Source organism: Bacillus sp. LSHTCR4 (assembly GCF_057197025.1).
On the sequence record NZ_JBXUNO010000001.1, the window covers coordinates 2,570,331 to 2,594,031 of the forward strand.

The window sequence follows — 23,701 nt, forward strand, 5'->3', positions numbered from 1 at the left end:
AAAGAATATTCCGAAATAACAAACCGAAATTTGGGCAGAAAAGAGGAAAAGAAATTGAATATTGAGCAACAATTATATGATGTGGTGAAACATTTAATTGAACAAAGATATCCAAATGATTGGGGTGGAGCCGCAGCGATTCGTGTAGAAGATGGAACAATTTATACAAGTGTTGCTCCGGACGTAATAAACGCTTCAACAGAACTTTGTATGGAAACAGGTGCAATTTTAGAAGCTCATAAATTTCAAAAGAAAGTTACACATTCTATTTGTCTTACACGAGAAAATGAGCATTCTGAATTAAAGGTACTCTCGCCTTGTGGTGTATGCCAAGAACGTTTATTCTATTGGGGACCAGAAGTACAGTGCGCGATTACAAATGCTAAACAAGATATTATTTTTAAACCTCTAAAAGAGCTGCAACCATATCATTGGACAGAAGCATATCATGATGAAATGGAAAAAGAATGGAGTACGAGATAGGATTAATCTCTATTTTTTCCTTCTGACGACAAAAAAATTTCACGGCCTTTTCCAAATAAAACATCGGAAAAAGCCGTGACATAATACTTATTTTATAATTGACAGAAGACGACAAAAACTTTTCTTCTTACTTCCCTTCACTCTTCTCTAACACATACAAATCTTCTTCAATATTAGATAGTTTCTCTGTTACAAGCTTTCTAGCATCTCCAAGCGCTTGATTGTATGCAAACGGTCCTACTAATTTTATCATTTCTTCTATTAATCGCTCTGCTTGAAAACGCCCAATTTCATCTAAATCTTCTTCAACGAAAAATTGCTGAATTTGTGCTACAAGCTCTTCTTTTTTATCATTTGGTATTTTTATATTCATCATCATTTATTACTCCTCTATATGTAAGATAGTACGTTTCTTAACTCTACCATAGAAAAGCGATTGCCAGGACAACTTTTTGTAACACCTTCGAGCTCCCTATGACCGAGTATATTTTCTTTCTTTATAGCAAACTGCTTCATAAACTTTTTACATACAGAATATAATGCATTCACTTGAGCAGGAGTTGGATCATATTTATCAAAATTACCCGTCATACATATTCCAATTGTATCTCTGTTATTATCTTTCGCATGCGCTCCAATATGTAAACCACGTCCTTCGACTACAGTTCCATCTGCTTCGATAAAATAATTATAACCGATCCCGCTCCATCCTCTTACTTTTTGATGAAATTCATGTGTTTTATACACATCCCATCCATCTTCGGATGTGTGGTGGATAATCAGTTTATTTACTTTTTCTAAAGGAACTAATTCATCTTGAAATGTTAAATTAACACATTTAATTTCCATTTGAACATCCTCCCTTACAATTCAATAATCATAATTGTTTTATCATCTGGTCTTATTCTCTTTTCCCCTTCTAGCTCTTCAATAATTGCTACATATTCATTTATACTATTCTTTCTTATATATGCAACAGTTTGTTCGAGTGGCCAATCTGGGTGGAATAATCCGTCTGAACAAATAAAAATGCCGCTTACTTCATCTATATGTAATTCCCCATGCTGTAAATAATGAATCGCTTCTTTCATTCCATTTGCAACGGAATACCCACCCTGCATATTTGCAAGATAACGATTATATTTTAACTGTTCCCGTACATCTTGAAAAACATGTTCTTCTGGTACAGATAGCCCTTTTTTACGATCTTCTTCTCTTTTCTTTTTTGCTCGTTTACTAATTCCTTCGACCGTGTCTTTCGTTAATACTTGCATCGTTCCATTTTGAAGTATTGCAACAATCATACAGTCCCCTAATTGTGCATATTCAATTTTCTCACCAACTATTTGGACTGCCGCGATACATGTGCACCACAAATGCTCTTTCTTTCTCGTATCTACTCCATATTCTAACATTTTTCTTTGCAATGCTTCATTTGCTTTTGCAACAGCAACTTGTAAACTATGATTTTCGCGGAATGAATTAAAATAACTTGCAAATAAATGTGAAGCGATGTATGCTCCATTATGTCCCTTTTCATCACGAAACGGGACAAGTGGTGTTGCACCGTCACATACACCATAAATCTTTTTTTCTTCATTACAAAAATAAGAATCCTCACATGCTTGCTTCAACGGGCTTTTCTGTTGATATGTTTTTATCTTCACAACTGTATCCCCTTTCAAATGATAAAATACTCAAATTCTTTTGATTAATCTAATTTTCCGAAATAAACTGTTTTTACCCAAAACTTTCAATATCATATATAATCTTGAAATAATATGAATTTTTCAGTGAAGGACGGGAAAGAGATGGTCAGATTTCTTGGTGTTATTATTGGTTCTATTATTATTGCGATTGCCTTTAATCTTTTCCTTATCCCCCACAAAATTTTAAGTAGTGGAATTGGCGGAATTGCTATTATTTTAGGGATTGTAACTCCTGTAAACACAGGTATTATTAACTTTGTATTAAACTTACCTATCCTTATTTTAGGATACATAGGTCTTGGAAAAAAAGTCATTTTTAACACGATTATCTCTGTGATTGTATTATCTGTTGCATTATACTATGTTCCAGTGAAAGTCGTAGCAACAGATCCGCTTTTATCATCTATCTTTGGTGGTGTTATTGCCGGAGCTGGTATCGGTCTTGTTTTTAACTGTAATGGATCAACTGGTGGTTTCGATATTATCGGTATGTTGTTATCTCGCAAAAGAGACATTAAACTTGGCGGATTCCTTATTATTTTAAATGCAGTCGTTGTAATCATTGCAGGGTTCTTCTTCACTTGGGATGTTGCTCTTACAAGCTTACTTTCGATTTATGTAACTGGTAAAGTCATCGATGCGATTCATACGAAACATCGGAAGGTTACACTTATGATTGTAACAAATGAAGCAGAAAAAATGAAAAAACAACTTCTTTCAACTGTTGTACGTGGAATTACATTACTTGATGGTGAAGGTGCTTATTCTAGCGAAAAGAAGCGTGTACTTATGACAGTCGTTTCTCGTGAAGAATTAGCAAGTATGAAATTAACAATTTCTGAAATTGACCCTCATGCATTCGTTAACATTACAGAAACGGTTGAAGTATTAGGATTGTTTAGAAAAGGTTAAAAAACTAGGTGGATTTCCACCTAGTTTTTATTTTCCATAAATTCAATTCGATTTCCGAACGGATCTGACACATAGAATCTAATTACATCTGGTCGTGCATGATCATCTATTACTTCAATACCTTGCTTTATTAACTCTTGTTTAAATTCATCTATTTTTAAAACATAAAAAGCTGGATGCGCCTTTTTAGCTGGATTGAAGTTTTGCTCAACTCCGATATGAATCTCTTGATTTCCACACTTAAACCAGCATCCACCGCGCTTCTTTAATTCCTCCGGCTTTGGGATTTCCTCCATACCAATTTTATTACTATAAAACTCTCGCGCTTCTTCTTCACACCCTACAGGCGCAGCTACTTGTACATGGTCGATACCTTGAATATAATTTCTCATTTTCTCTCCCCCTCTCTCCCCTAATGTTATAAGGAAAACCTACTCCTGTAACTTACAAATGATTTATAAAACAATATAAGCTCCCCTTATTACTACCCTATACGCACTTTTCCAAAATAAAGAAAACAAAATTTATTCTATAACTTCCATTTTTTATAGAAATACACATTACATCTATATTATAGTTATGAATAGACAAATCTTTTTAGATGCTATTTGTACGGAGGAACTATTATGAGTCGTAAAAAATATTCATCAACTCAAAGAAAACGTCATCCGAACATTTCTAGACGTTTACGCAACCATATACAAGATTGTTCATTAACAGAAATGTATGCATCTCTGTTCGAACACAACCCTGATGGTATTCTTTCATTAAATTTAGAGGGAATTATTATCCACACTAATCCTTCTGCCGAAAGAATACTAGGTTACACTTCTTCAGAATTAGAGCGAAAAAGCATTACCTCTATTTTAGAAGCTCATATTTCTGAGCAAGTATTACAAAACATAAAAACTACTAAAGCGGATAATCAACAAGAATATATTTTATCTATTTATCATAAAAATGGATTCTTATTAGACGTCGTGACAAAATTAGTTCCTATTTTTGTCCAAAATCGTATAACTGGCGTATATGCCATTATGAAGCCTCTTGAAAAATCAGAAAGAATTGAGAAAATGCTTAAAGAAAGTGAGAAGAGGTTGCGTACATTAGTAAACTCCATGCCTGCGTTTGTTATATTTAAAGATCATGAAGGGCGCTGGCTTGAGGCAAATGACTACGCACTTTCTTGCTTCAATTTCCATCATGTACCTTACCGTGGAAAAAAAGATAGTGAACTCATTCAATATAATGAAGCGTACCGAGAAGCTTTTTTACATTGTGAAGAAGTCGATGAACTTGCATGGCAACAAAGACAAATTCTTCATGGCGAAGAATTTATTATTCATAGAGATGATTCCGACCTAATCTTAAGTATATCGAAAGTTCCTCTCTATCATCCTGACGGCTCCCGTAAAGGTCTTATCGTAATGGGAAGAGACGTTACTGAGTTAAAAGAAACAGAAAAGTTATTACGAAAATCAGAAAAGCTCGCAGTAGTCGGACAACTGACAGCTGGAATTGCTCATGAAATTCGAAATCCACTCACTTCTCTAAAAGGTTTTCTAACATTGCTACTCCCTGAAATAAATGAGGAGCAGAAGTGGTATATAGATGTTATGTTAAGTGAAATTTCACAGATGGAATCTATCACGAGTCAATTTATGGCGATGTCTAAACCACAAGTATTAGCAATCCAAACTTGTAACATACAAACGTTAATTGAAGAGGTAGTTACATTTATTTTACCGACTGCTATTATGAACAGCGTTCATATCATTATGGATCATTTTGATTACGTATATGATATTCAATGTGACGGTAACCAATTAAAACAAGTTTTTATAAATATATTAAAAAATGCGATCGAAGCAATGCCAAATGGTGGGAATATTTTCATCCAAACAAAGCCATTAGAAGGTACTTTCATCTTAATACGGATTATCGATGAAGGTTGCGGTATCCCAGAAGATCGTATCTCCCGTTTAGGCGAACCATTTTATAGTTTAAAAGAAAAAGGCACAGGGCTAGGATTAATGATGTGTTACAAAATAATTGAAGAGCATCATGGTAAATTACACATTTCAAGTGAATTAAATAAAGGTACAATCGTTGATATTCAGCTACCACTTTCTTCATCTCACCTTACAATCCAGTCTTAAATAATAAAAGAAGCATCTGCTAATTGTTAGCAGATGCTTCTTTTATTATTTGTACTTATAGAACTGTTTTTCCATACCATTCTTTTGCTTTTTCTACTTCACCCATCGTTAATTGATGCCCTCTATTTTCCCAATGCATTGTTACATTAGCTTTTGCATTTTCTAATAGTTGCTTCAATTCCTCTGACTCAGAAGATGAACAAATTGGATCATTTATCCCAGCAGCAATAAACACGGATTTCCCAGCTAAATTAGGCAATTGTGTTCCTCTTCTAGGCACCATTGGGTGATGAAGCACAGCGCCTTTCAACGCATTTTCGTAGTGGAATAATAAGCTTGCCGCAATGTTTGCTCCATTTGAATAACCGATAGCTACAATGTTGTTTCTATCAAATTCATATGTTTTTGCAGCTTCATCTAAAAACTCATTTAATTCCTTCGTACGGAAAATAAAATCCTCTTCATCAAAAATACCTTCTGCTAATCGGCGGAAGAAACGTGGCATCCCATTCTCTAATACATTTCCCCTAACGCTTAATACCGACGCTTCCGGATCAATTATTTCTGCAAGTGGTAATAAATCTAATTCATTACCACCTGTGCCATGAAGTAATAATAAAACTGGTTTTGACGTATCTTTTCCTTTTTGAAAAACATGTTTCATCATAATCCTTTTCCCCTTTCAATCACTTTAATCTAAATTTCTCACTTCAAATGGTAAAAGCGTTTGTTCAATCTGTTTTCTATGTTGTTCATATTGTTCCGGTAACTTTAATTCCTCACCCATTGTCTCTAACGATTCATCATGAGCGAAACCAGGAGGATCTGTTGCAATCTCAAATAAAATTTCACCGTGTTCTCTAAAATAAATTGCGTTAAAATAATTTCGATCTTGTACAGGAGTTACGTGGTATCCAAAACGGGACACATGCTCTTTCCAGTCTAGCTGATCAGCATCGTCACTCGCTCTCCAAGCAATATGATGCACTGTACCAACACCCATTTGGCCACGACCAATTGTCGATAACCTTAAATCGATAATATTTCCAATATCAGCGGAAGAACGGAATCGAATAAATTCACCCTCTTCTCCCATTTTTTCAAGACCCATGATATGCTCTAACAGTTCAGCTGTTTTTTGAGGCTGTGCCGATAAAAGAACTGCACCACCAAATCCTTTAATTGCTACTTCTGGCGTAACTTCTCCAAAAGTCCAATTATTTAATTCGCCCTCTTCTCTTTCTACTAATTCTATATGCAAACCATGTGGATCATCAAATTCTAAATACTGCTCTCCAAATCGAGTCATTTTTGTATACGAAACATCGAATTTTTCTAATCTATTTTCCCAAAATTCCATTGCCCCTTTTGGTACAACATAAGAAGTGATTCCTACTTGACCGTCACCAATAACTCCTTGACGAGCACCTGCCCATGGAAAAAACGTAATAATTGTTCCAGGCTTTCCTCCTTCATTACCAAAATAAAGATGGTACGTACCCGGATCATCAAAATTTACTGTTTGTTTCACTAAACGTAAACCTAATACACCAGCATAAAAATCTACATTTTCTTGTGGATGTCCTACAATTGCTGTAATGTGATGGATCCCCATTGTTTTCTTTTCCATTTCGTTCACTCCTTTTTAGTCCTTTATAAAAATTTTTATACATTAAAACTCAGTATTCATTTTGTCCATACTGCATAGTAAAATCCGTCATGATAATTTTATCTCGAATTCGAGATATTAATTATAAAATTACACATTAACTTCCAGCTTATCAAATTATCTCAAATCCGAGATAATTTCCAAAAAATATTTACTCCATTTGAAATCTTTATTCAAAGCACAAATTACTTTGTACTCAAATTTATTATAAGTTACTTACTTATAGTTGTCAACAAGTTCCTTATTTTCATTTTAAATAAAAAGAGAGTAAACGCCAGTTTCGTTTACTCTCTTCACTAATTATTTCGTTTCCTCTTCCAGTACTGCTTCCATCTCAGTAAATTCACGATGAATTGCTTTCACTGGTTCTTTTGTTACTAAACTTACAACAATAACAGCTAATAAGCTACAGAAGAATCCAGGTACCATTTCATACATAGTTGCTTTTAAACTTGGAATTTGTACCCAAGTAATTACAACTATTGCACCTACAATCATCCCAGCAAGAACGCCCCATTTGTTCGTTCTCTTCCAATATAAACTTAATAAAATTGCTGGTCCGAATGCTGATCCAAATCCTGCCCAAGCATATCCAACAAGCGTTAAAATTGTATCACTTGGATGATACGCTAAAACAACTGCAATCATCGCTACTACTAATACTGACAGCCTACCGATACATACAAGTTCTTTATCACTTGCTTTACGACGGAAAAATGTTTTATAGAAATCTTCCGTTACAGCACTTGAAATAACAAGTAATTGTGAGGAAATACTACTCATAATAGAAGCTAATATAGCTGACAATAAAAACCCAGTAATGTACGGATGGAATAAAATGTTTGAGAATGTTACAAAGACCATTTCTGGGTCTTGTAATGTCCCATTATTTTTAGCATAGTAGGCGATACCAACCAAACCAGTGAGCATTGCACCTATAATTGAAATCGCCATCCAACCGATACCGATTCTACGAGAAGTTTTCAAATCTTTAATAGAGGTAATTGCCATAAAGCGGACAATAATATGTGGTTGACCAAAATACCCAAGACCCCATGCTAAAAAGGAAATAATCCCTAATACTGTAGTCCCTTTAAACATATCCAAATGCGATGCATCAACTTGCTTAATCGTATTGAATGTTTCTGTTACACCACCGACATCTGTAAAAGCAACAATTGGCACTAATACGAGAGCAATAAACATAATACAACCTTGCACAAAGTCAGTCCAACTTACTGCTAAAAAGCCACCAAATAATGTATAAGCAACAACGACACCGACAGTTACAAATAAACCAATTTTATAATCCAGGTTAAAAGAATTTTCAAACAAACGTCCACCTGAAACTAAACCAGCCGATGCATAAAATGTGAAAAATACTAAAATGACGATAGCGGAGACAAAACGAAGTATTTTCGTACGATCCTTAAACCGATTTTCTAAAAAGTCCGGAATCGTAATTGAATCATTTGCCACTTCTGTATACGTTCGCAAACGTGGAGCAAGAATTAAATAGTTTGCATAAGCGCCTATTAATAACCCTATCGCAATCCATACACTTGATAATCCTGTTGCATACATTGCACCAGGTAATCCCATTAACATCCAACCACTCATGTCAGAAGCACCAGCTGATAAAGCTGTAACTGCTGGACCAAGTCCCCTACCGCCTAACATATAATCTGATAAATCGGATGTCTTCTTATAAGACCAATAACCGATATACAACATACCTGCCATATAAATAGCAAGCGAAACCATAATCTCAATCTTCACCAAATCTCTCCCTTAGTTACATAAGCCATTCAAAATTTCGAAAAATGACTTTTTCTATTTTCTTGTTTTCGCTTATGGTTCCCTACCTTAACAAACATTTTTTGTTCTTTCAAGTGAACAAGCACTTTTTACTACATGTAAAAACCTTTATAAACGCCTTTATCCCAGTGGATTACCCGGTTTTCAAAATAAATTAAAGTAAAAATATTCAGAAAACAAAACACTTTTTCACTCCTTATTTTTATTTATTTATCCGCCAAATTTCCAAAAGAAAAAGCCATACAAATGTATGACTTTTAGCTTATTGACATCGTAATTTTCTCTTTCTCTACGTATACTTTACGAAATTTTATATAGCAGCCAATACGCCAAGGTACTATATAACAAACCGCAAGGGTATAGAAAAGAATGCCGATTGACTTTGGATCTAAACCTTGTAAATGTCTTCTAAAATAAGCACGTAAAAGAACGATAACTAAAAATGTAGCAATAAAAGCAATACTTTTTTTCGCATAAATTTGACCATCTTCTCTCACTTCATATCCAGTTAAAATAATAAGTGGAATTGATAATAACAATCCAATCCCAGCAGCTACCCCAATTTGCCAATCAGCAAGTTGTATCGGTGCCGCATATAAAGAAAAACCTGGTAATAAAAAGAATAATGGAAATAATAGTCGTCTTCCTTTATTTTTAATTGGTCGATTCATGGAACGCATACGTCCAAATATAACGAGTCCTATGACGAGTAAAAAAATTGTAATACTGTACGAACCTTGATCCAAGTGAATCTCTCCCTAAAAATAGTCATTTTTAAAAACCTTTCCCATTATACTCTTAATATTTTCTAAAGAATATGATTATTCCTTCAAAAAATTTTACATATAAAATATATTTTTAGGTTTGATTTATTATAGGAAACAATTCTGAAAGAGGTACCACCCGCCCCACCTCATCTTTAAACACAATATGCTCTCTCGTTAAATAACGCGGACTCTTTACTCCCACTGCTGCTGCAAGTGAGAACAAACTATATCTCATACTAACAACATAATTCATTACGCGCCATTTCTTCTCATACGGGTCTAGCGCTTTTTGATAGTGCGGATTCGTCGTGGCAACTCCAGATGGACATTGTCCGGAATTACACTGAAGCGCCATTATACAGCCACTTGCCATCATAAAACCACGTGCTGAATTTACAGCATCTGCACCAATCGCTAAAGCAATCGCCACTTTATCTGGTGTAATTAATTTCCCCGAGGCAAACACTTTGAATTTATCCCGCACATCATAATAATTCGCTGTATCAATACACGTCAGTAATGCTGGAATAAGCGGCATCCCCATACTATCTGCCATCGATTTATATGTTGCTCCTGATCCACCTTCTGAGCCGTCAATTGTAATAAAATCTGGATAGATATTTAATTCTTTCATCGTTTTAAATAAATCTTCCAACGGCTGCTGCTGTCCGATTACAATTTTCATACCGATTGGTTTACCGCCAGTTTCTTGCAAACGCTGAATAAAATAAAGTGTATCTGCTGCATTATTCAAAAATGAAAATCGATTTGGAGAATTAATCGTCTCTCCTACTCGTACATTCCGAACAGAAGCAATTTTCTCATTTACTTTTTGCCCCTCTAAATGACCACCACGTATTTTAGCACCTTGCCCAAATTTCAATTCAAATGCTTTAATATTACTTTCTTTCACTTTATCCATGAATTTCTCCATTGAAAAATTCCCGTCCTCATCACGGTATCCAAATAACCCTGGACCAATTTGCGCAACGATATTCGCTCCTGTATGTAAATGTTCTGGAATAACACCACCTTCACCAGTATTAATCCACGATCCGCCTGCCATTTTTGCTCCAAAGCCGCTCGCTAAAATATAATTTTCACCTATCGCACCATAAGAAGTTGCTGACGCTCCAAACATGCCATACAGTTTCCATGGATATTTACGATTTTCGCCGACGATAATTGCATCGTCTTCTTCGTATAACCAAAGATTCGTTGTATCCGCTGTCAATTTTTCTCTCCTTGAAAATAATCCTTCTTTATGAATCACATACTTTTTCCCTTCACGTTCTTGCGTTACGTTCACACTTAATTCTTCTGTTAATACCGGAAACAACGTATTAGCAATATAATAACCAGATGCTTCAAAATCTCGTTTCGACCCAAAACCAAGTATTTCAGAGCGATACTTCGCTAAAAACATAACACTTTGAAAGTCGTAACGTGAAAAAGGTTTTCCATCTGTATCGTGATCAAACCAATATTGCCGGAATTCCGGCCCTATCTTTTCCAATAAGTAACGCATTCTTCCTAAGTATGGATGTAGTTTTAAAATAGAATGATGCGTCCGTTTTTTTATAAAAAATGTGATAATAAAAAAGACGATTAAAAGCAACATTAATAATAGTAATATACTAATAATAACGAGTAGCGTTTCACTCATCTCGCTTCCCCCTATGAAATTCCATAATAAAAGGAGAACACTCCATGTGTTCTCCTTTTATCTTTATTCAAATTAATGTAGCAAGATGCTCTTTCGCGTCATATTCAACTAAACTTTCCGCATGTTTAATTCGATGAACAAAATCTGGATTCGCAATTAACGGTCTTCCGAATGCAGCTACGTCAATTGTTCCTTCTTGCAGTGCTTCTTCTGCCTCTTTCGGATTCAAATTACCAACCCCAACAATCGTACCATCCCAATATTTTCTTACTAATTGATGAAAATTCTTTCCGTCAGCAATCACTTGCGTATAATTCATCGTTGAAGGATGAATCATCTTTAATCCAACTTCTTTAAACATATTTACAAATGTTTCAATTGCCAGCTCAGGGTTTTCCCACATATAAGTAGGATTATCCCCTTTAAAAGCAGAGAAACGAAGAAGTGTTTTATCAGCTCCAACTGCTTCTATTACAGCCTCCGTTACTTCTTTCATAAACGTTAATCTTTGCTTTAAGTCACCGCCATATTTATCAGTACGCTTATTTGCAAACTCATAAGTAAATTGATCAATTAAATATCCGTGGGCACCGTGAATTTCTACCCCATCAAACCCAGCTTCGATCGCGTTTTTCGCAGCTTGTGCGTATTGACTGATAACTTCTTGTATTTCTTCTAACGTCATTGCTTCTGGTGTATCAAATGGTTTACGAAAACGCGGAACATTCCCTTCTGCAGCGATTGCAGAAGGCGCTTGCGGCATTTGCCCACCAATTATTTCGTGATGACTCATACGTCCAACATGCCATATTTGAGCAATAATCGTCCCGCCTTCTTTATGTACTGCCTCTGTAACAGGTTTCCAAGAGTCGATTTGTTCTTGCGTATAAATCCCTGGTACTCCTGGATTCCCTTTCGCTCTCGGACTAATGACAATTCCTTCTGTAATAATTAATCCAACTCCGTCAGCAGCACGTTTTCGGTAATACTCTACTACGTCAACACCAACTACACCAGTCTCATTATTTGCAAAGCATCTTGTCATCGGTGCCATTGCGATACGGTTACGAAGAGACCAAGATCCAATTTGAATCGGATTAAACAACTTCGTTTCTTCAATCTTTTCAAAAGATCCCCAAGCGTTTACATTTGTTCCCTCATAAATACTTGCCGCTTTATTATTAGAACTTGCCATTTTTCTTCCCCCTTAAAAATTCTTGCTATAATCGCATCATACTTACTTTTAAATAGTAACGTCAATTTATACGACTTTTCTATAAAACATTCGAATATCAAAAAAATAGAATGCTATAAATAAAATTAAAAAGGTTTCCTCAGTAGGAAACCTTTTTTAGTTGATCATATATGGCTGTCAATTTCTTTATCTCTTTAATATAAAGAATCCCTTATCAATAGAAGTGAAAATGGTTCAGTATTCTTCTAAAAATAATAACTTATATACCTAAAACAATGAAAGCCCTACCTCTCTTTCATCCTTACGGCTCCTCGTCCGTGCCAGTGTGAATCAGGATTGCAAAAATCAAGTAACTATTTTATCGAAGTATTGAATTAAACTTCGAACATTCGTAAAAGAATTAAAAAATAAAAATGGATTTGAGTGTAGTAATAACAAAAGAGGTTAATGCTCTAAAAGTGGTTTAAAAGAGTTGAATGTCTTTGAAATGATTGATTGTCTATAATTACGTTCCCAAAAAATTCAAAATCTTTTTTGGGATACAATACATTATTTGTAATAAACCTTAACAGAAGCTTTTTATTTGATTTTCTGTGATACCTTCGATTAATCCCAGTTCACTAATCAAAAATTCATGTGCATTATCTAACATTTTCTTTTCGCTTGCATTAAGTGCTTTTTCTTTCTGTATACGCATTAAATCACGCACAACTTCAGCACCTTCTTGCATTTTACCCGTTTTTATTTTATCAGTGTTCAATTTATACCTTTGTTTCCACGTAAGTAATCTATCTGATTCTCCATGTTGAAAAATATCTATTATGTGTATTAATGCCGCGATATCCGTTACTGGTCGTATATTTGAATTCAATATTTTTCCTTCAGGAATCATTATTTCCATATTACTAGCCGACATTTTTATAACATAATACTGTTGTTTTTTTCCTGCGATTTCCTTCTCTTCTATGGCTTTAATTATACCTGCTCCTTGCATTGGATAAACAATGTTATCGCCAATTTGAAACAAATAATCCACCTCCATATATGGTAACCTTCTCAAGCTTAACACACATTCGTTTTTTTAGCAAAATTTTTATTTTATCATAAAATTATTTTTCGTGTCAATCCTTATAAACTAAGAAAATGACTTCGTAAAATATCACTAAAAATCCGCAATCTTATTAACTTTTCCACACATACATACATTCTAATTTCGCCTTCTCTTTTTACACAAAAACACATTACTACATATGAGTAGTAATGTGTCTTTTTATACGGAATCGGTAAAAATTCTCCATTAACTTCACGCCTATATACTAACCTGCTTATGGACTGTTTCCCTGGCCAAAAGAAAACTCATAATCACTTGCGCAGCTACTCGACTCGTCATATCTCTAAAATCGAGGGTTGGATCAATTTCTACAATATCCATCCCTTGCACAAGCGGTTCTTTACCAAGCAATTCAATCGCATCAAGTAAAGTCGTACTGTCCATTCCACCAGGACCGATTGCTGGACAACCTGGTGCGAATACTTGATCTAGTACATCCATATCAAGAGAAATGTAAATAGAGGTCACGCCTTGCTTTCTTAATACTTCAATACTTTCTATAATAATATCTTTGATTTCTCGCTCTCGTACATCTTTCATTGTATACACTGTCACACCGTGTTCTTTTGCATATTCATGGTACGCTCGTGCATTTGAAAAATTACGAATTCCGATTTGAACGAGTTGTTTTCCTGTAATAATATCATTTTCTAGTAAACTACGGAACGGAGTACCATTTGACGGACCACCATCGTCTAAATTACGTAAATCATGATGGGCATCAAATTGAATAATGCCAATCTTCCCTTTACTATTTGCAAATCCTGTTATACTTGGAAAACTAATCGAGTGATCACCGCCAAGAACGATTGGTATCATGTTCGGATTTACTTTCGTTACATGACTTACTGTTTTCGCAATTCGGTTATGACTTTCTTGTATATCTGTTACATGCATCGTAATATCGCCGCAATCATATAGAACACTTTCTTTCATATCGTGTTCTTCTGTAATTGCGTACGTGCTATATGCATCTAACATCGCACGAATTGTTTTTGGCGCAAAACTCGCTCCTGAATGACTAATAGACGGTTTAGAAAGGGGTGCTCCAATTATGGCAGCACCGAATATTTCCACACCTTCCTCCCAGTCTTTAATCATCTCACTCCATTTCGTCACTTCACGATCAATAAACTTTGCATTTTTCTTTAAATAGTGGCCGTACTCCACGATTGTTCACCTCTTGTATATGCGATATTACCATTCTTCCATACTGTATTCACATGACTTACGCCGTAATGATATGGTACGTAAGCATAATTGTAAGCATCCCATAACACTAGATCTGCCTTACGACCCACTCTAATTTTCCCAGCTACATCGCCTCGATTAATAGCATAAGAAGAGTTAACTGTTACTGCATTCCAAACTTCTTCTGGTGTCATTTTCAGTTTGAGCATTGCAATGCTCATAATAAGCTGAATGTTTTCAGTTGGACAGCTGCCTGGGTTAAAGTCTGTAGCTAACGCAACTGCAACACCTTCATCAATCATTTTACGACCGCGAGCAAAGCTTTCTTTATTTAAATAGAAAGTTGTTCCTGGTAATAAAGTGGCTACTGTATTAGAATTTGCAAGCATTTCAATTCCTTTATCAGAAGCACCAACTAAATGGTCCGCTGATGCTGCACCAATTTCAGCCGCTGCTTCCGCACCACCAAGTGGATCAATTTCATCTGCATGAATTTTCACGTCAAAGCCAAGCTCTTTCGCTTTTAATAAAAACTCTTTTGACTCTTCAACAGAGAACACACCTGTTTCGCAGAAAATATCAACGAATTCCGCTAATTGCTTCTCTTTCATTTCTGGTAATAAATCTAACATCCATTGTAAAAATTCTTTTGATCTACCTTTATACTCTTTTGGAACTGCATGAGCACCTAAAAATGTGGAAACTAAATCAATTGGATGCTCTTTTTGTAATTGTGCGGTTGCCTCCAATTGCTTCCATTCCGTCTCATCATCTAATCCATAACCACTCTTCGCTTCTACAGTTGTAACTCCGAAAGATAGCATACGGTCTAAATGGAATTTCGCCTTTTGAACAAGTTCTTCTTTCGACGCTTGTTTCGTTGCATTTACAGTTGAAAGAATACCTCCGCCTTGTTCTAAAATTTCTAAGTACGGAACTCCTTGTAATTTTAATGCAATTTCATTTTCACGAGATCCACCAAATACAAGATGAGTATGTGGATCAACAAGACCAGGAGAAACCATTTTCCCGCCGCAATCAATAACTTCTTTCGCTTGTAATCCTTTCGCTTCTTCCGCTGTTCCAACGAAAGTAATTACGCCGTTTTCAATTCCAACCGCACCATTTTCGATAACAGGAAGCGTGTTCATCGCTTCCCGTCTTAACAAGCCATCTTCTTGATCCATTGTTAGCAATTGACCGATATTTATTAGTAAAGTGTCCAGCATGTTTTCTCCTCCTTATTTCATCATTGGAATGTTAACGCCTTTTTCTTTCGCAGTTTCCACAGCTAAGTCATATCCTGCATCCACGTGACGAACAACACCCATACCAGGGTCAGAAGTTAATACGCGCTCAATACGTTTTGCTGCTGCTTCTGTTCCATCTGCAACGATAACCATTCCAGCGTGAAGTGAATAACCCATACCAACGCCACCACCGTGGTGAACAGATACCCAGCTTGCACCGTTTACACTGTTAATTAATGCATTTAAAATTGGCCAGTCAGCTACTGCATCACTACCGTCTTTCATCGCTTCTGTTTCACGGTTTGGAGATGCTACTGATCCGCAATCTAAATGGTCACGACCGATAACAATTGGTGCTGATAATTCACCATTTGCCACCATTTCATTAATAATGCGACCAAATTTCGCGCGTTCACCGTAACCAAGCCAACAAATACGTGATGGAAGACCTTGGAATTCTACTTGCTGACGAGCCATACGAATCCAGTTACATAAATGCTCATTATCCGCAAATTCACGTAAAATTACTTCGTCTGTTTTATAAATATCTTCCGGGTCACCAGAAAGTGCTACCCAGCGAAATGGTCCTTTTCCTTCACAGAATAACGGACGAATAAATGCTGGAACGAATCCAGGGAAATCGAAAGCATTTTTCAAACCTTCATCGAAAGCAACTTGGCGAATGTTATTTCCGTAATCAAATGTAATTGCGCCCTTTTCTTGCATAGCAAGCATTGCTTCCACATGTTTTGTCATGCTTTCTTTTGATAATTGTACGTAACGTTCTGGATCTTCTTCACGAAGTTTTGCCGCTTCTTCTAACGTGTAACCTACTGGAATATAGCCGTTTAATGGGTCATGAGCAGATGTTTGATCCGTAACTAAATCTGGCGTAATATTACGCTTCACTAGCTCTGGTAAAATTTCTGCCGCATTTCCTAATAAACCAATAGAAATCGGTTCTTTCTTCTCTTTATACTCGTTCGCAACCGTTAACGCTTCTTCTAACGATTCTGTATACATATCACAGTATCTCTTTTCAATACGACGATCAATGCTGCGCTTATCAACATCAATAGCAATGACAACACCGCCGTTCATCGTTACAGCAAGAGGTTGTGCACCACCCATACCACCTAAACCAGCAGTAAGTGTTAATGTACCTTTTAATGAACCACCGAAATGTTGACGTGCAGCTTCACCAAATGTTTCATATGTTCCTTGTAAAATACCTTGTGTTCCGATGTAAATCCAGCTACCTGCCGTCATTTGTCCGTACATCATAAGACCTTTTTTCTCTAGTTCACGGAAGTGATCCCAGTTCGCCCACTTCGGTACTAAGTTTGAGTTTGCTAACAAAACGCGTGGCGCATCTTCATGTGATTTAAAAATAGCAACTGGTTTTCCTGATTGAACAAGTAACGTTTCATCGCTTTCTAACGTTTTTAATGAATCTACAATCGCCTGATAGCTTTCCCAGTTACGAGCTGCACGGCCAATCCCGCCATATACAACTAATTCTTCTGGTTTTTCAGCAACTTCAGGATCTAAATTGTTCATTAACATACGAAGTGCAGCTTCTTGCACCCACCCTTTCGTTTGTAACTCAGTACCTCTTGGCGCGCGAATTGTTTGTTGTACTTTTTCCATTTCAATCTCTCCCTTTTCTCATTTTATAGTGCTGCGTTTACATCTAATCTTTCTTTTATTGAATAATTCGTTTTTAACCAATACGCAATATTTTCAATATCCGTTGAGAATATGCGGTCATTAGTAATAGAAGGTACTTGTTGACGACCTTGATGATAGAAGCTCTTCGTCACTGTACTCATATTTTCAATACCGCGATATTCTGCTGCTTGCATTGCACAAATCATCTCAATTGAAAGAACACGTCTTGCATTTTGAATAATTTGATGTGCATGGCGTGAAGCAATTGTTCCCATACTTACATGATCTTCTTGGTTAGCAGAAGACGGAATTGAATCTACACTCGCCGGATGTGCTAACGTTTTATTTTCAGAAACTAGTGACGCTGCAGCATATTGCATAATCATTGCACCTGACTGTAATCCTGGTTCTGGACTTAAAAATGGTGGTAAATCATTTAATTGCGGATTTACTAAACGTTCAATACGGCGCTCCGAAATATTTGCAAGTTCCGCCATTCCTACTTTTAAGAAGTCCATCGCAAACGCAATCGGTTGACCATGGAAGTTACCACCTGAAATTACTTTTTCTCCGCCATCAAAAATTAACGGATTATCTGTTGCTGCATTCATTTCAATTTCTAATTTTTCTTTCACATAATTTAAAACTTGCCAAGAAGCACCGTGTACTTGCGGGATACAACGAAGTGAATAGGCATCCTGTACACGTAGTTCTCCTTGTTTTGTTGTTAACTTACTATCATGAAGAATGTCACGAATTCTGCTTGCTACATCCACTTGCTCTTTATAACCACGTGCTTTATGAACATTTTCATCAAATGCATCAATAATGCCTTGTAACCCTTCAATTGTCATCGAAGCAATTAGTTCAGCTTGATACGCCGTTGCTTCTGCTTCTATATAAGAAAGAACTCCTTGCGCTGTCATCGCCTGCGTACCATTAATTAACGCCAGACCTTCTTTCGCTTCAAGTTCAATTGGCTCAAGCCCTTCTTCTGTAAGAGCAACCATCGCATGAACACGTTTCCCCTTATAGAACACTTCACCTTCGCCTAATAATACGAGTGCAAGATGAGATAAAGGTGCTAAATCGCCACTCGCACCAAGTGATCCTTGTTGCGGAATGACTGGATGAATCTTACGGTTCACAAACTCAAGAAGCATATTTACAACGAGCGGCCTAACGCCAGATACTCCTTTAAGCATCGTGTTCGCTCGTAAAATTAACATACCGCGTGATACTTCTTCAGGGAATGGATCGCCTATCCCACATGCATGTGACTGAATTAAATTGTGCTGAAGTGCCTTTACATCATCTTTTTGAATTAGCACGTCACTGAATTTTCCAAATCCAGTTGTAATACCGTAAACGACTTTTCCGTCCTCTACAATTTTCTCAACTACTTCGCGGCACTCTGCCACCTTTTGCATACTAGTTGGACAAGCTGTTACACCTTCCCCTTCAAGTAACAACCTCTTCATTTCTTCAATTGTCAATGTATGTCCCGTTAATGTAATCATTCTTTTTCCTCCTTAAAAAGGCAAAAGGGGGCCTTATCTTTTTAAGACAGACTGCTGTCCTAAAAAAAGTAAGGCCCCCTTCTAACTAATAGACTATGGGCAAATCATATGTGATTAATTCCTAAACCAATCGCCTCATGCTCAGATCCTTTTACAGGTGCACCAATCGTTCCATATAATGCAACAGCAACCCATTCGCCTTCTTTTTTTCCGTCGTATGGTGTACCGCGCACAATCGCAAAGCGAAGTCCTACTGTACGAAGAACGTCTGCTAACTGAATTTGACCTCTCGTCACTCCGTACAAAGCTTCCATAATTGCGTGATAAAGTGCATGTGTTTCTCTGTAAACGTCTGTTTCAATAACTTGGTTGCTCTTAGCCGCTGTTTCCATTGCTGCGACAACCTTTTGCGAATTCATCGAACCCACTTTCCCAGTACAATACTTCCAACCTTTTGGGATAGATAATACAAGGCTTTCATTCTCATCCGCAAGTGCCAACAGCATGGCCATACGACCAATTCGATGTGTTCCTTGAAGAAGCATGTGACTCTCTCATTTCTTTTAATTATTTGAATATTTCTTAATTTAAGAATATATGAAAACGGTTAAATCGTCAATAGCTTAAACTCACATTCAAACAATTTTTTCATCTCCTCCATTTGTGTACACAAATGATTTACATAAATTTTTCAGGCGTGCTATAGTCTCACTATCAGATACAAAGGGGAGAGATTTTAATGACAAAGCGAAAAGATATTCATTTTCGAATTGAAGAAAAATTACTTGAAAGGTTTGAATCTGCACTCCATTACGAAGGTTTAAAGAAAACTGACGTATTAACACATGCGATCCAACAATTTTGTACGAAAGTGGAATATGAAAAAATGAATGATGTAAAACGTCAATATAGCGTCAGTAACAATTTACAAACACGTATCGATACGCATAAACGTTACGAAGAAAAACAAGTGAATTTAGATGAAATCGTTATTGAACATTTACAACTTCAAGGGCGAGAAAGAATATTAGAGGTTGGATGCGCTAACGGAAAATTCCTTTCCCTTTTGCGAGCGAATGGTCATAAAGGCCACTTAACTGGTTTTGATCAATCAGAAGCCATGCTTTCTGAAGCCACTAAAACAAATAATTTAATTGAATGGAGACTAGGTGATGCTGGTAACCTTCCTTTTGAAGCTAATTGCTACGACTGGATCGTCGCAAGACATATGTTATACCACATGAAAGATGTCGAAAAAACAGTCCAAGGATTCCATAAAGTAATTTGTCCTGGTGGCTCACTGTTAGCTACAACAAATTCTAACGTTACATTACCTCGTATCGTTGAAATGTGTAACCGCATGTTAGACGCATTTGATTTGCCGCAAACAACATCATCAGTCACTCCATTTTGTTTAGAAAATGGTAAAGAGATATTACACTCTGTGTTTCCAGCTGTTGAAGAAACCATTATTCATAATGCACTCGTTTTCCATCATGCTACTCCGATTGTAAACTATATTTCTAGCATGTTTCCGTCGCTAAATATACCTGATAATACATATCTTCACGCCGAAATGAAGGAATGGCTAAAAGAAGAAGTAGAAAATGAATTAACACTTCATAACGGTATATGGCGCGATCCGAAAACGTTAGCTATTTATCGATGTCAAAAAGAAAAAAGCTAGCAAATGCTAGCTTTTATACATTCTCAGGCAAAAGCTCCTCCATCATCACATTCCCCTTACCACTGTAAAAATTTATATTATGTTCGTTTGTTACTCCAAAATAAGAGGCAATCGCTATTCCAAATGGTACAAATGCATGCCCCTGCGCTGTAATAATGTTTGAATGTTTCACAACTTCTTCATACACAAAATTTTCTACTGGAAAACAATCTAATTTTCTATAATCCATAGTTACTGTATACGAGATTTCTTTGAATAAGCCTGCTTTTGCTAGCGCATACGGTCCAGCACAAATAGCAGCTATTAATTTTTCTTGTTCGTGAAATTGACGGATAACTGAAAAGAGTCCGTCTGCAGCCTTCATATGTATCGCATCTCCGCCTGGAATAATAATTCCCACATATTCTTCTACACGCACTTCCCTTAATTCTATATGTGGTTGCACTTGCAAACCTGTTTCACTTATAATCAATTCTTTTGTTACACTCGCTGTAATGATTTCAAATTTATTTTTCAGCAATGCTGTAGCTACCGTTATTTCAAACTCCGCAAATGTTGGATATACGAATAAAAGTATTTTTTTCATAACTCTCTCTCCTTCAACCATCTCATAAAATATACCTCTAATTCTTCCGCTGTTAATCTATTCGTGTCCACATAAGTTACAGGAAATTGTTTATACCAATCTTTTTCAGTTTCTACTAATTTAAATTGCTCCTCGAATGTACTTCTATTTCTTGTTCTATCACTATTTTTTCTATTATATACATTCTTTTTCGTAGCATCTAAGTAAAAAATTGCATCCGAACGGCATTCTCTTAATTTATATAATTCATCTTTTAATTCGGTTTCTATATCCCACTCTTCTCCTATAATCGTTGGATAAAAGAGTGTAAAAAACTCAATGTCTTCTGGCCCGCGATCAAAAATCACAACTGCATCTTTTACATTTTGAAATTCCTTTATTTTTGCTTCCATAAACATTTTTTGATTTAGAATAAACCCTTCTTTTGAATTCATATCCAAATTTAATACTTTTCGCTTTTTTACAATTGGATAAGGATTTTCATATATAACTGAAAGCCCTTGTCGCTCTAGCCTTTTAGCCAATGTCGTTTTTCCACTTGCCATCGGCCCTTGGATTGAAATTACATATGTCATTCCTCTCATTCCCTTGCATTTTAGTACACCTATAATATACAGAATTTTGAAAACTATCAACAGTATATATATCATCTTGTTTCTTATTCTTATCTAACATATAATAAAAATAGAGATTATGACGGACGCATCAATAATGTAAGCTTGGAAACCCAAGCTTACATTATTTTTTGCTTTCCCTTTTCTAATAAAAAGAGTATACTAGTTTAGAACGTATGTTCTTAATGATTACATACAGTAAGGAGATAGAACAATGGTATACGATACAAAAGCAATTTCTTGGAATGAGTCTTTAAAACAACTTCAACGCCGCTATACAAATAAACAAGTTGACCGAAAAGAATTTGAGGATATTGAACTGATGGAATTCTTCCGCGATAACGACTACATTTCTTTACCTACACATATAAGCGGCCTATCAACAGCACGTTTTACTTCTTACTCTATTTTCACAACTGAAGATAAAGATCGTAAAGTTGGCACATTAATCATCGAATATGTAGAAGATGATAATAATAATTTATGTGTTGAACAACTATACTTTGTTTAAATGATAACGCTTGGTCAAAATGACCAAGCGTTCTTGCTTTCTATGAATCTCACTGTTTATAATATGAATAAAAGAAAACCGCAATCATTAAGGGGGGATACGCTTGCTCGAAGGATGGTTCAGTTGGTTTATTGTGCTATGGACTGTTATTTTACTGGGACTTATGTCTATTGGTGGATACTTTATGTTCAGAAAATTTTTAAAACGATTACCAAAAGAAGATGGTATGTCTATTTTAGATTGGGAAGAGCACTATATTAATAAAACGAGGCATTTATGGGATGACGAACAAAAACAATTGTTAGAAGAGCTCGTAAGTCCTGTTCCAGAACTGTTTCGCGATGTTGCTAAATCAAAAATTGCTGGCAAAATCGGTGAACTAGCATTACAAGAAAAAGCCTCTCAAATTACACAAGATTTAATTATTAAAGGGTATATTATCGCTACACCGAAACGTGATCATAAATTTTTAGTAAAAAAACTACAAGAAAAAGAGATTGATTATTCAAATTATAAAACTTTATTAGCAAAATAATCTTCATTTTTCAAACAAGTTAACCGCAAGACTAAACAATTTATAGGTTGAAATTGGAACAAAAAATTATTAATAATATCAATAAAAAAACAGCGTCTTTGACGCTGTTTTTTCTGTACAGATATATACTTCACGTTAATTTCATATCTTTTTCATTATAAAAACCATCTTCTTTTTCCATTTCCTTCTGTAATTTCGTAAAGGAACGGTACATTGCAATTCTCCATGACACTATCATCGCGAACGCGAGTAAGAAGAACATGCCGCTAAGTTGTCCTAAATCAAGGGATTGACTTAAGTATGTTTTGAATACAATCCGCACGACAAGTAATCCAATTAATATAAAAACAAATGCTTTTGAACGCTTCAAATAAATCTCTTGTCCTCTAATTTCAAATTTAGATGTTTTAATAAGAAAAATAGAGAAAAACAAACCAACGCCAATTGCTTCTAACATTTCTGCTGGAGTTAATCGAAATTCAGGAAAAACATACATCAATGCTCCCGTACTCATAAAAAATGGTGGAAGTATAATTTTTTTCAATGTTGCAGGTTTCTTAGCTGCTTTTAAACGAATAAACATCGCACCAACAGCCATACAAACAGCAACGATACTGGATAAAACAACTATGTTCATATTTTCTCAT

25 protein-coding genes are annotated in these 23,701 nt (G+C 35.8%); 6 read left to right on the forward strand and 19 right to left on the reverse strand.

Features of this window, described 5'->3' with window-relative positions; genetic code table 11:
* Window positions 1-54 precede the first annotated feature (54 nt).
* The gene (locus tag AC2CGR_RS13145; protein WP_087967251.1) at window positions 55-483 is read left to right on the forward strand and encodes a cytidine deaminase; all 429 of its coding nucleotides are present in this window, start codon (window positions 55-57) and stop codon (window positions 481-483) included.
* A gap of 127 nt (window positions 484-610) precedes the next feature.
* Here the strand turns inward: AC2CGR_RS13145 and AC2CGR_RS13150 are convergent, their stop codons facing one another.
* From AC2CGR_RS13150 to AC2CGR_RS13160, 3 genes are read right to left on the reverse strand one after another with little or no spacing between them, the layout of a single operon-like run.
* Window positions 611-862: a DUF2164 domain-containing protein gene (locus AC2CGR_RS13150; RefSeq protein WP_131100553.1), complete on the reverse strand. Its 252-nt coding sequence runs from the start codon at window positions 860-862 to the stop codon at window positions 611-613.
* 11 nt (window positions 863-873) lie between these two features.
* Window positions 874-1,332: a peptidoglycan recognition protein family protein gene (locus AC2CGR_RS13155; protein ID WP_087967247.1), complete on the reverse strand. Its 459-nt coding sequence runs from the start codon at window positions 1,330-1,332 to the stop codon at window positions 874-876.
* A 14-nt stretch (window positions 1,333-1,346) separates the two neighbouring features.
* On the reverse strand, window positions 1,347-2,168 hold the full coding sequence (locus AC2CGR_RS13160; RefSeq protein ID WP_131100556.1) for a protein phosphatase 2C domain-containing protein: 822 nt from the start codon (window positions 2,166-2,168) through the stop codon (window positions 1,347-1,349).
* A 126-nt stretch (window positions 2,169-2,294) separates the two neighbouring features.
* Between AC2CGR_RS13160 and AC2CGR_RS13165 the strand changes: the two genes are divergently transcribed.
* The gene (locus AC2CGR_RS13165) at window positions 2,295-3,104 is read left to right on the forward strand and encodes a YitT family protein (protein WP_087967243.1); all 810 of its coding nucleotides are present in this window, start codon (window positions 2,295-2,297) and stop codon (window positions 3,102-3,104) included.
* 20 nt (window positions 3,105-3,124) lie between these two features.
* On the opposite strand, the gene AC2CGR_RS13170 is transcribed toward AC2CGR_RS13165, so the two are convergent.
* A complete protein-coding gene (locus tag AC2CGR_RS13170; RefSeq protein WP_071722565.1) occupies window positions 3,125-3,496 on the reverse strand; it encodes a VOC family protein in 372 nt (123 codons plus the stop codon).
* A gap of 234 nt (window positions 3,497-3,730) precedes the next feature.
* Between AC2CGR_RS13170 and AC2CGR_RS13175 the strand changes: the two genes are divergently transcribed.
* Complete coding sequence (locus tag AC2CGR_RS13175) at window positions 3,731-5,263, forward strand: BA3702 family sensor histidine kinase (protein WP_131100559.1); 1,533 nt, start codon at window positions 3,731-3,733, stop codon at window positions 5,261-5,263.
* Between the two features lie 55 nt (window positions 5,264-5,318).
* Here the strand turns inward: AC2CGR_RS13175 and AC2CGR_RS13180 are convergent, their stop codons facing one another.
* From AC2CGR_RS13180 to hutP, 12 genes are all read right to left on the reverse strand, one after another.
* Window positions 5,319-5,930 (reverse strand): alpha/beta hydrolase, encoded by a 612-nt coding sequence (locus tag AC2CGR_RS13180; RefSeq protein WP_484480900.1) that lies wholly within the window; start codon window positions 5,928-5,930, stop codon window positions 5,319-5,321.
* Window positions 5,931-5,954: 24 nt separating this feature from the next.
* Window positions 5,955-6,893, reverse strand: a complete 939-nt coding sequence (locus AC2CGR_RS13185; protein ID WP_029439730.1) for a ring-cleaving dioxygenase — start codon at window positions 6,891-6,893, stop codon at window positions 5,955-5,957.
* A gap of 339 nt (window positions 6,894-7,232) precedes the next feature.
* Complete coding sequence (gene putP / locus AC2CGR_RS13190) at window positions 7,233-8,711, reverse strand: sodium/proline symporter PutP (RefSeq protein ID WP_131100562.1); 1,479 nt, start codon at window positions 8,709-8,711, stop codon at window positions 7,233-7,235.
* Window positions 8,712-9,007: 296 nt separating this feature from the next.
* The gene (locus tag AC2CGR_RS13195; protein WP_131100566.1) at window positions 9,008-9,496 is read right to left on the reverse strand and encodes a cytochrome c biogenesis protein CcdC; all 489 of its coding nucleotides are present in this window, start codon (window positions 9,494-9,496) and stop codon (window positions 9,008-9,010) included.
* 112 nt (window positions 9,497-9,608) lie between these two features.
* Window positions 9,609-11,183 carry an FMN-binding glutamate synthase family protein gene (locus AC2CGR_RS13200; protein WP_131100569.1) on the reverse strand — a complete coding sequence of 525 codons (1,575 nt, stop codon included), beginning with the start codon at window positions 11,181-11,183 and terminating at the stop codon, window positions 9,609-9,611.
* Between the two features lie 67 nt (window positions 11,184-11,250).
* Window positions 11,251-12,378 (reverse strand): alkene reductase, encoded by a 1,128-nt coding sequence (locus AC2CGR_RS13205; protein WP_087967230.1) that lies wholly within the window; start codon window positions 12,376-12,378, stop codon window positions 11,251-11,253.
* Window positions 12,379-12,943: 565 nt separating this feature from the next.
* On the reverse strand, window positions 12,944-13,405 hold the full coding sequence (locus AC2CGR_RS13210) for a CarD family transcriptional regulator (protein ID WP_205687608.1): 462 nt from the start codon (window positions 13,403-13,405) through the stop codon (window positions 12,944-12,946).
* A gap of 282 nt (window positions 13,406-13,687) precedes the next feature.
* Window positions 13,688-14,659: a formimidoylglutamase gene (gene hutG / locus AC2CGR_RS13215; RefSeq protein ID WP_087967226.1), complete on the reverse strand. Its 972-nt coding sequence runs from the start codon at window positions 14,657-14,659 to the stop codon at window positions 13,688-13,690.
* Window positions 14,638-15,909, reverse strand: coding sequence for an imidazolonepropionase (hutI, locus tag AC2CGR_RS13220; RefSeq protein WP_000887529.1), 1,272 nt, complete (start codon window positions 15,907-15,909; stop codon window positions 14,638-14,640). The genes hutG and hutI overlap by 22 nt, the downstream gene beginning before the upstream one ends.
* A 12-nt stretch (window positions 15,910-15,921) precedes the next feature.
* Complete coding sequence (hutU, locus tag AC2CGR_RS13225) at window positions 15,922-17,580, reverse strand: urocanate hydratase (protein ID WP_000416952.1); 1,659 nt, start codon at window positions 17,578-17,580, stop codon at window positions 15,922-15,924.
* 23 nt (window positions 17,581-17,603) lie between these two features.
* Window positions 17,604-19,121, reverse strand: coding sequence for a histidine ammonia-lyase (gene hutH, locus AC2CGR_RS13230; RefSeq protein WP_087967224.1), 1,518 nt, complete (start codon window positions 19,119-19,121; stop codon window positions 17,604-17,606).
* A gap of 104 nt (window positions 19,122-19,225) precedes the next feature.
* A complete protein-coding gene (hutP, locus tag AC2CGR_RS13235; RefSeq protein WP_087967222.1) occupies window positions 19,226-19,666 on the reverse strand; it encodes a histidine utilization transcription antiterminator HutP in 441 nt (146 codons plus the stop codon).
* 194 nt (window positions 19,667-19,860) lie between these two features.
* On the opposite strand from hutP, the gene AC2CGR_RS13240 reads away from it, so the two are divergent.
* A complete protein-coding gene (locus AC2CGR_RS13240; protein ID WP_087967220.1) occupies window positions 19,861-20,808 on the forward strand; it encodes a class I SAM-dependent methyltransferase in 948 nt (315 codons plus the stop codon).
* Between the two features lie 13 nt (window positions 20,809-20,821).
* Here AC2CGR_RS13240 and AC2CGR_RS13245 read toward each other — a convergent pair whose 3' ends face one another.
* Together AC2CGR_RS13245 and AC2CGR_RS13250 are read right to left on the reverse strand one after the other, a co-directional pair.
* On the reverse strand, window positions 20,822-21,394 hold the full coding sequence (locus tag AC2CGR_RS13245; RefSeq protein ID WP_087967218.1) for a DJ-1/PfpI family protein: 573 nt from the start codon (window positions 21,392-21,394) through the stop codon (window positions 20,822-20,824).
* Window positions 21,391-21,978 carry an AAA family ATPase gene (locus AC2CGR_RS13250; RefSeq protein ID WP_131100572.1) on the reverse strand — a complete coding sequence of 196 codons (588 nt, stop codon included), beginning with the start codon at window positions 21,976-21,978 and terminating at the stop codon, window positions 21,391-21,393. The genes AC2CGR_RS13245 and AC2CGR_RS13250 overlap by 4 nt, the downstream gene beginning before the upstream one ends.
* A gap of 244 nt (window positions 21,979-22,222) precedes the next feature.
* On the opposite strand from AC2CGR_RS13250, the gene AC2CGR_RS13255 reads away from it, so the two are divergent.
* Together AC2CGR_RS13255 and AC2CGR_RS13260 are read left to right on the forward strand one after the other, a co-directional pair.
* A complete protein-coding gene (locus AC2CGR_RS13255; protein ID WP_000262403.1) occupies window positions 22,223-22,519 on the forward strand; it encodes a hypothetical protein in 297 nt (98 codons plus the stop codon).
* Between the two features lie 103 nt (window positions 22,520-22,622).
* On the forward strand, window positions 22,623-23,054 hold the full coding sequence (locus tag AC2CGR_RS13260; protein ID WP_000889382.1) for a DUF2621 domain-containing protein: 432 nt from the start codon (window positions 22,623-22,625) through the stop codon (window positions 23,052-23,054).
* A gap of 130 nt (window positions 23,055-23,184) precedes the next feature.
* Here AC2CGR_RS13260 and AC2CGR_RS13265 read toward each other — a convergent pair whose 3' ends face one another.
* Window positions 23,185-23,691 carry a CcdC family protein gene (locus tag AC2CGR_RS13265; RefSeq protein ID WP_001028639.1) on the reverse strand — a complete coding sequence of 169 codons (507 nt, stop codon included), beginning with the start codon at window positions 23,689-23,691 and terminating at the stop codon, window positions 23,185-23,187.
* Window positions 23,692-23,701 lie beyond the last annotated feature (10 nt).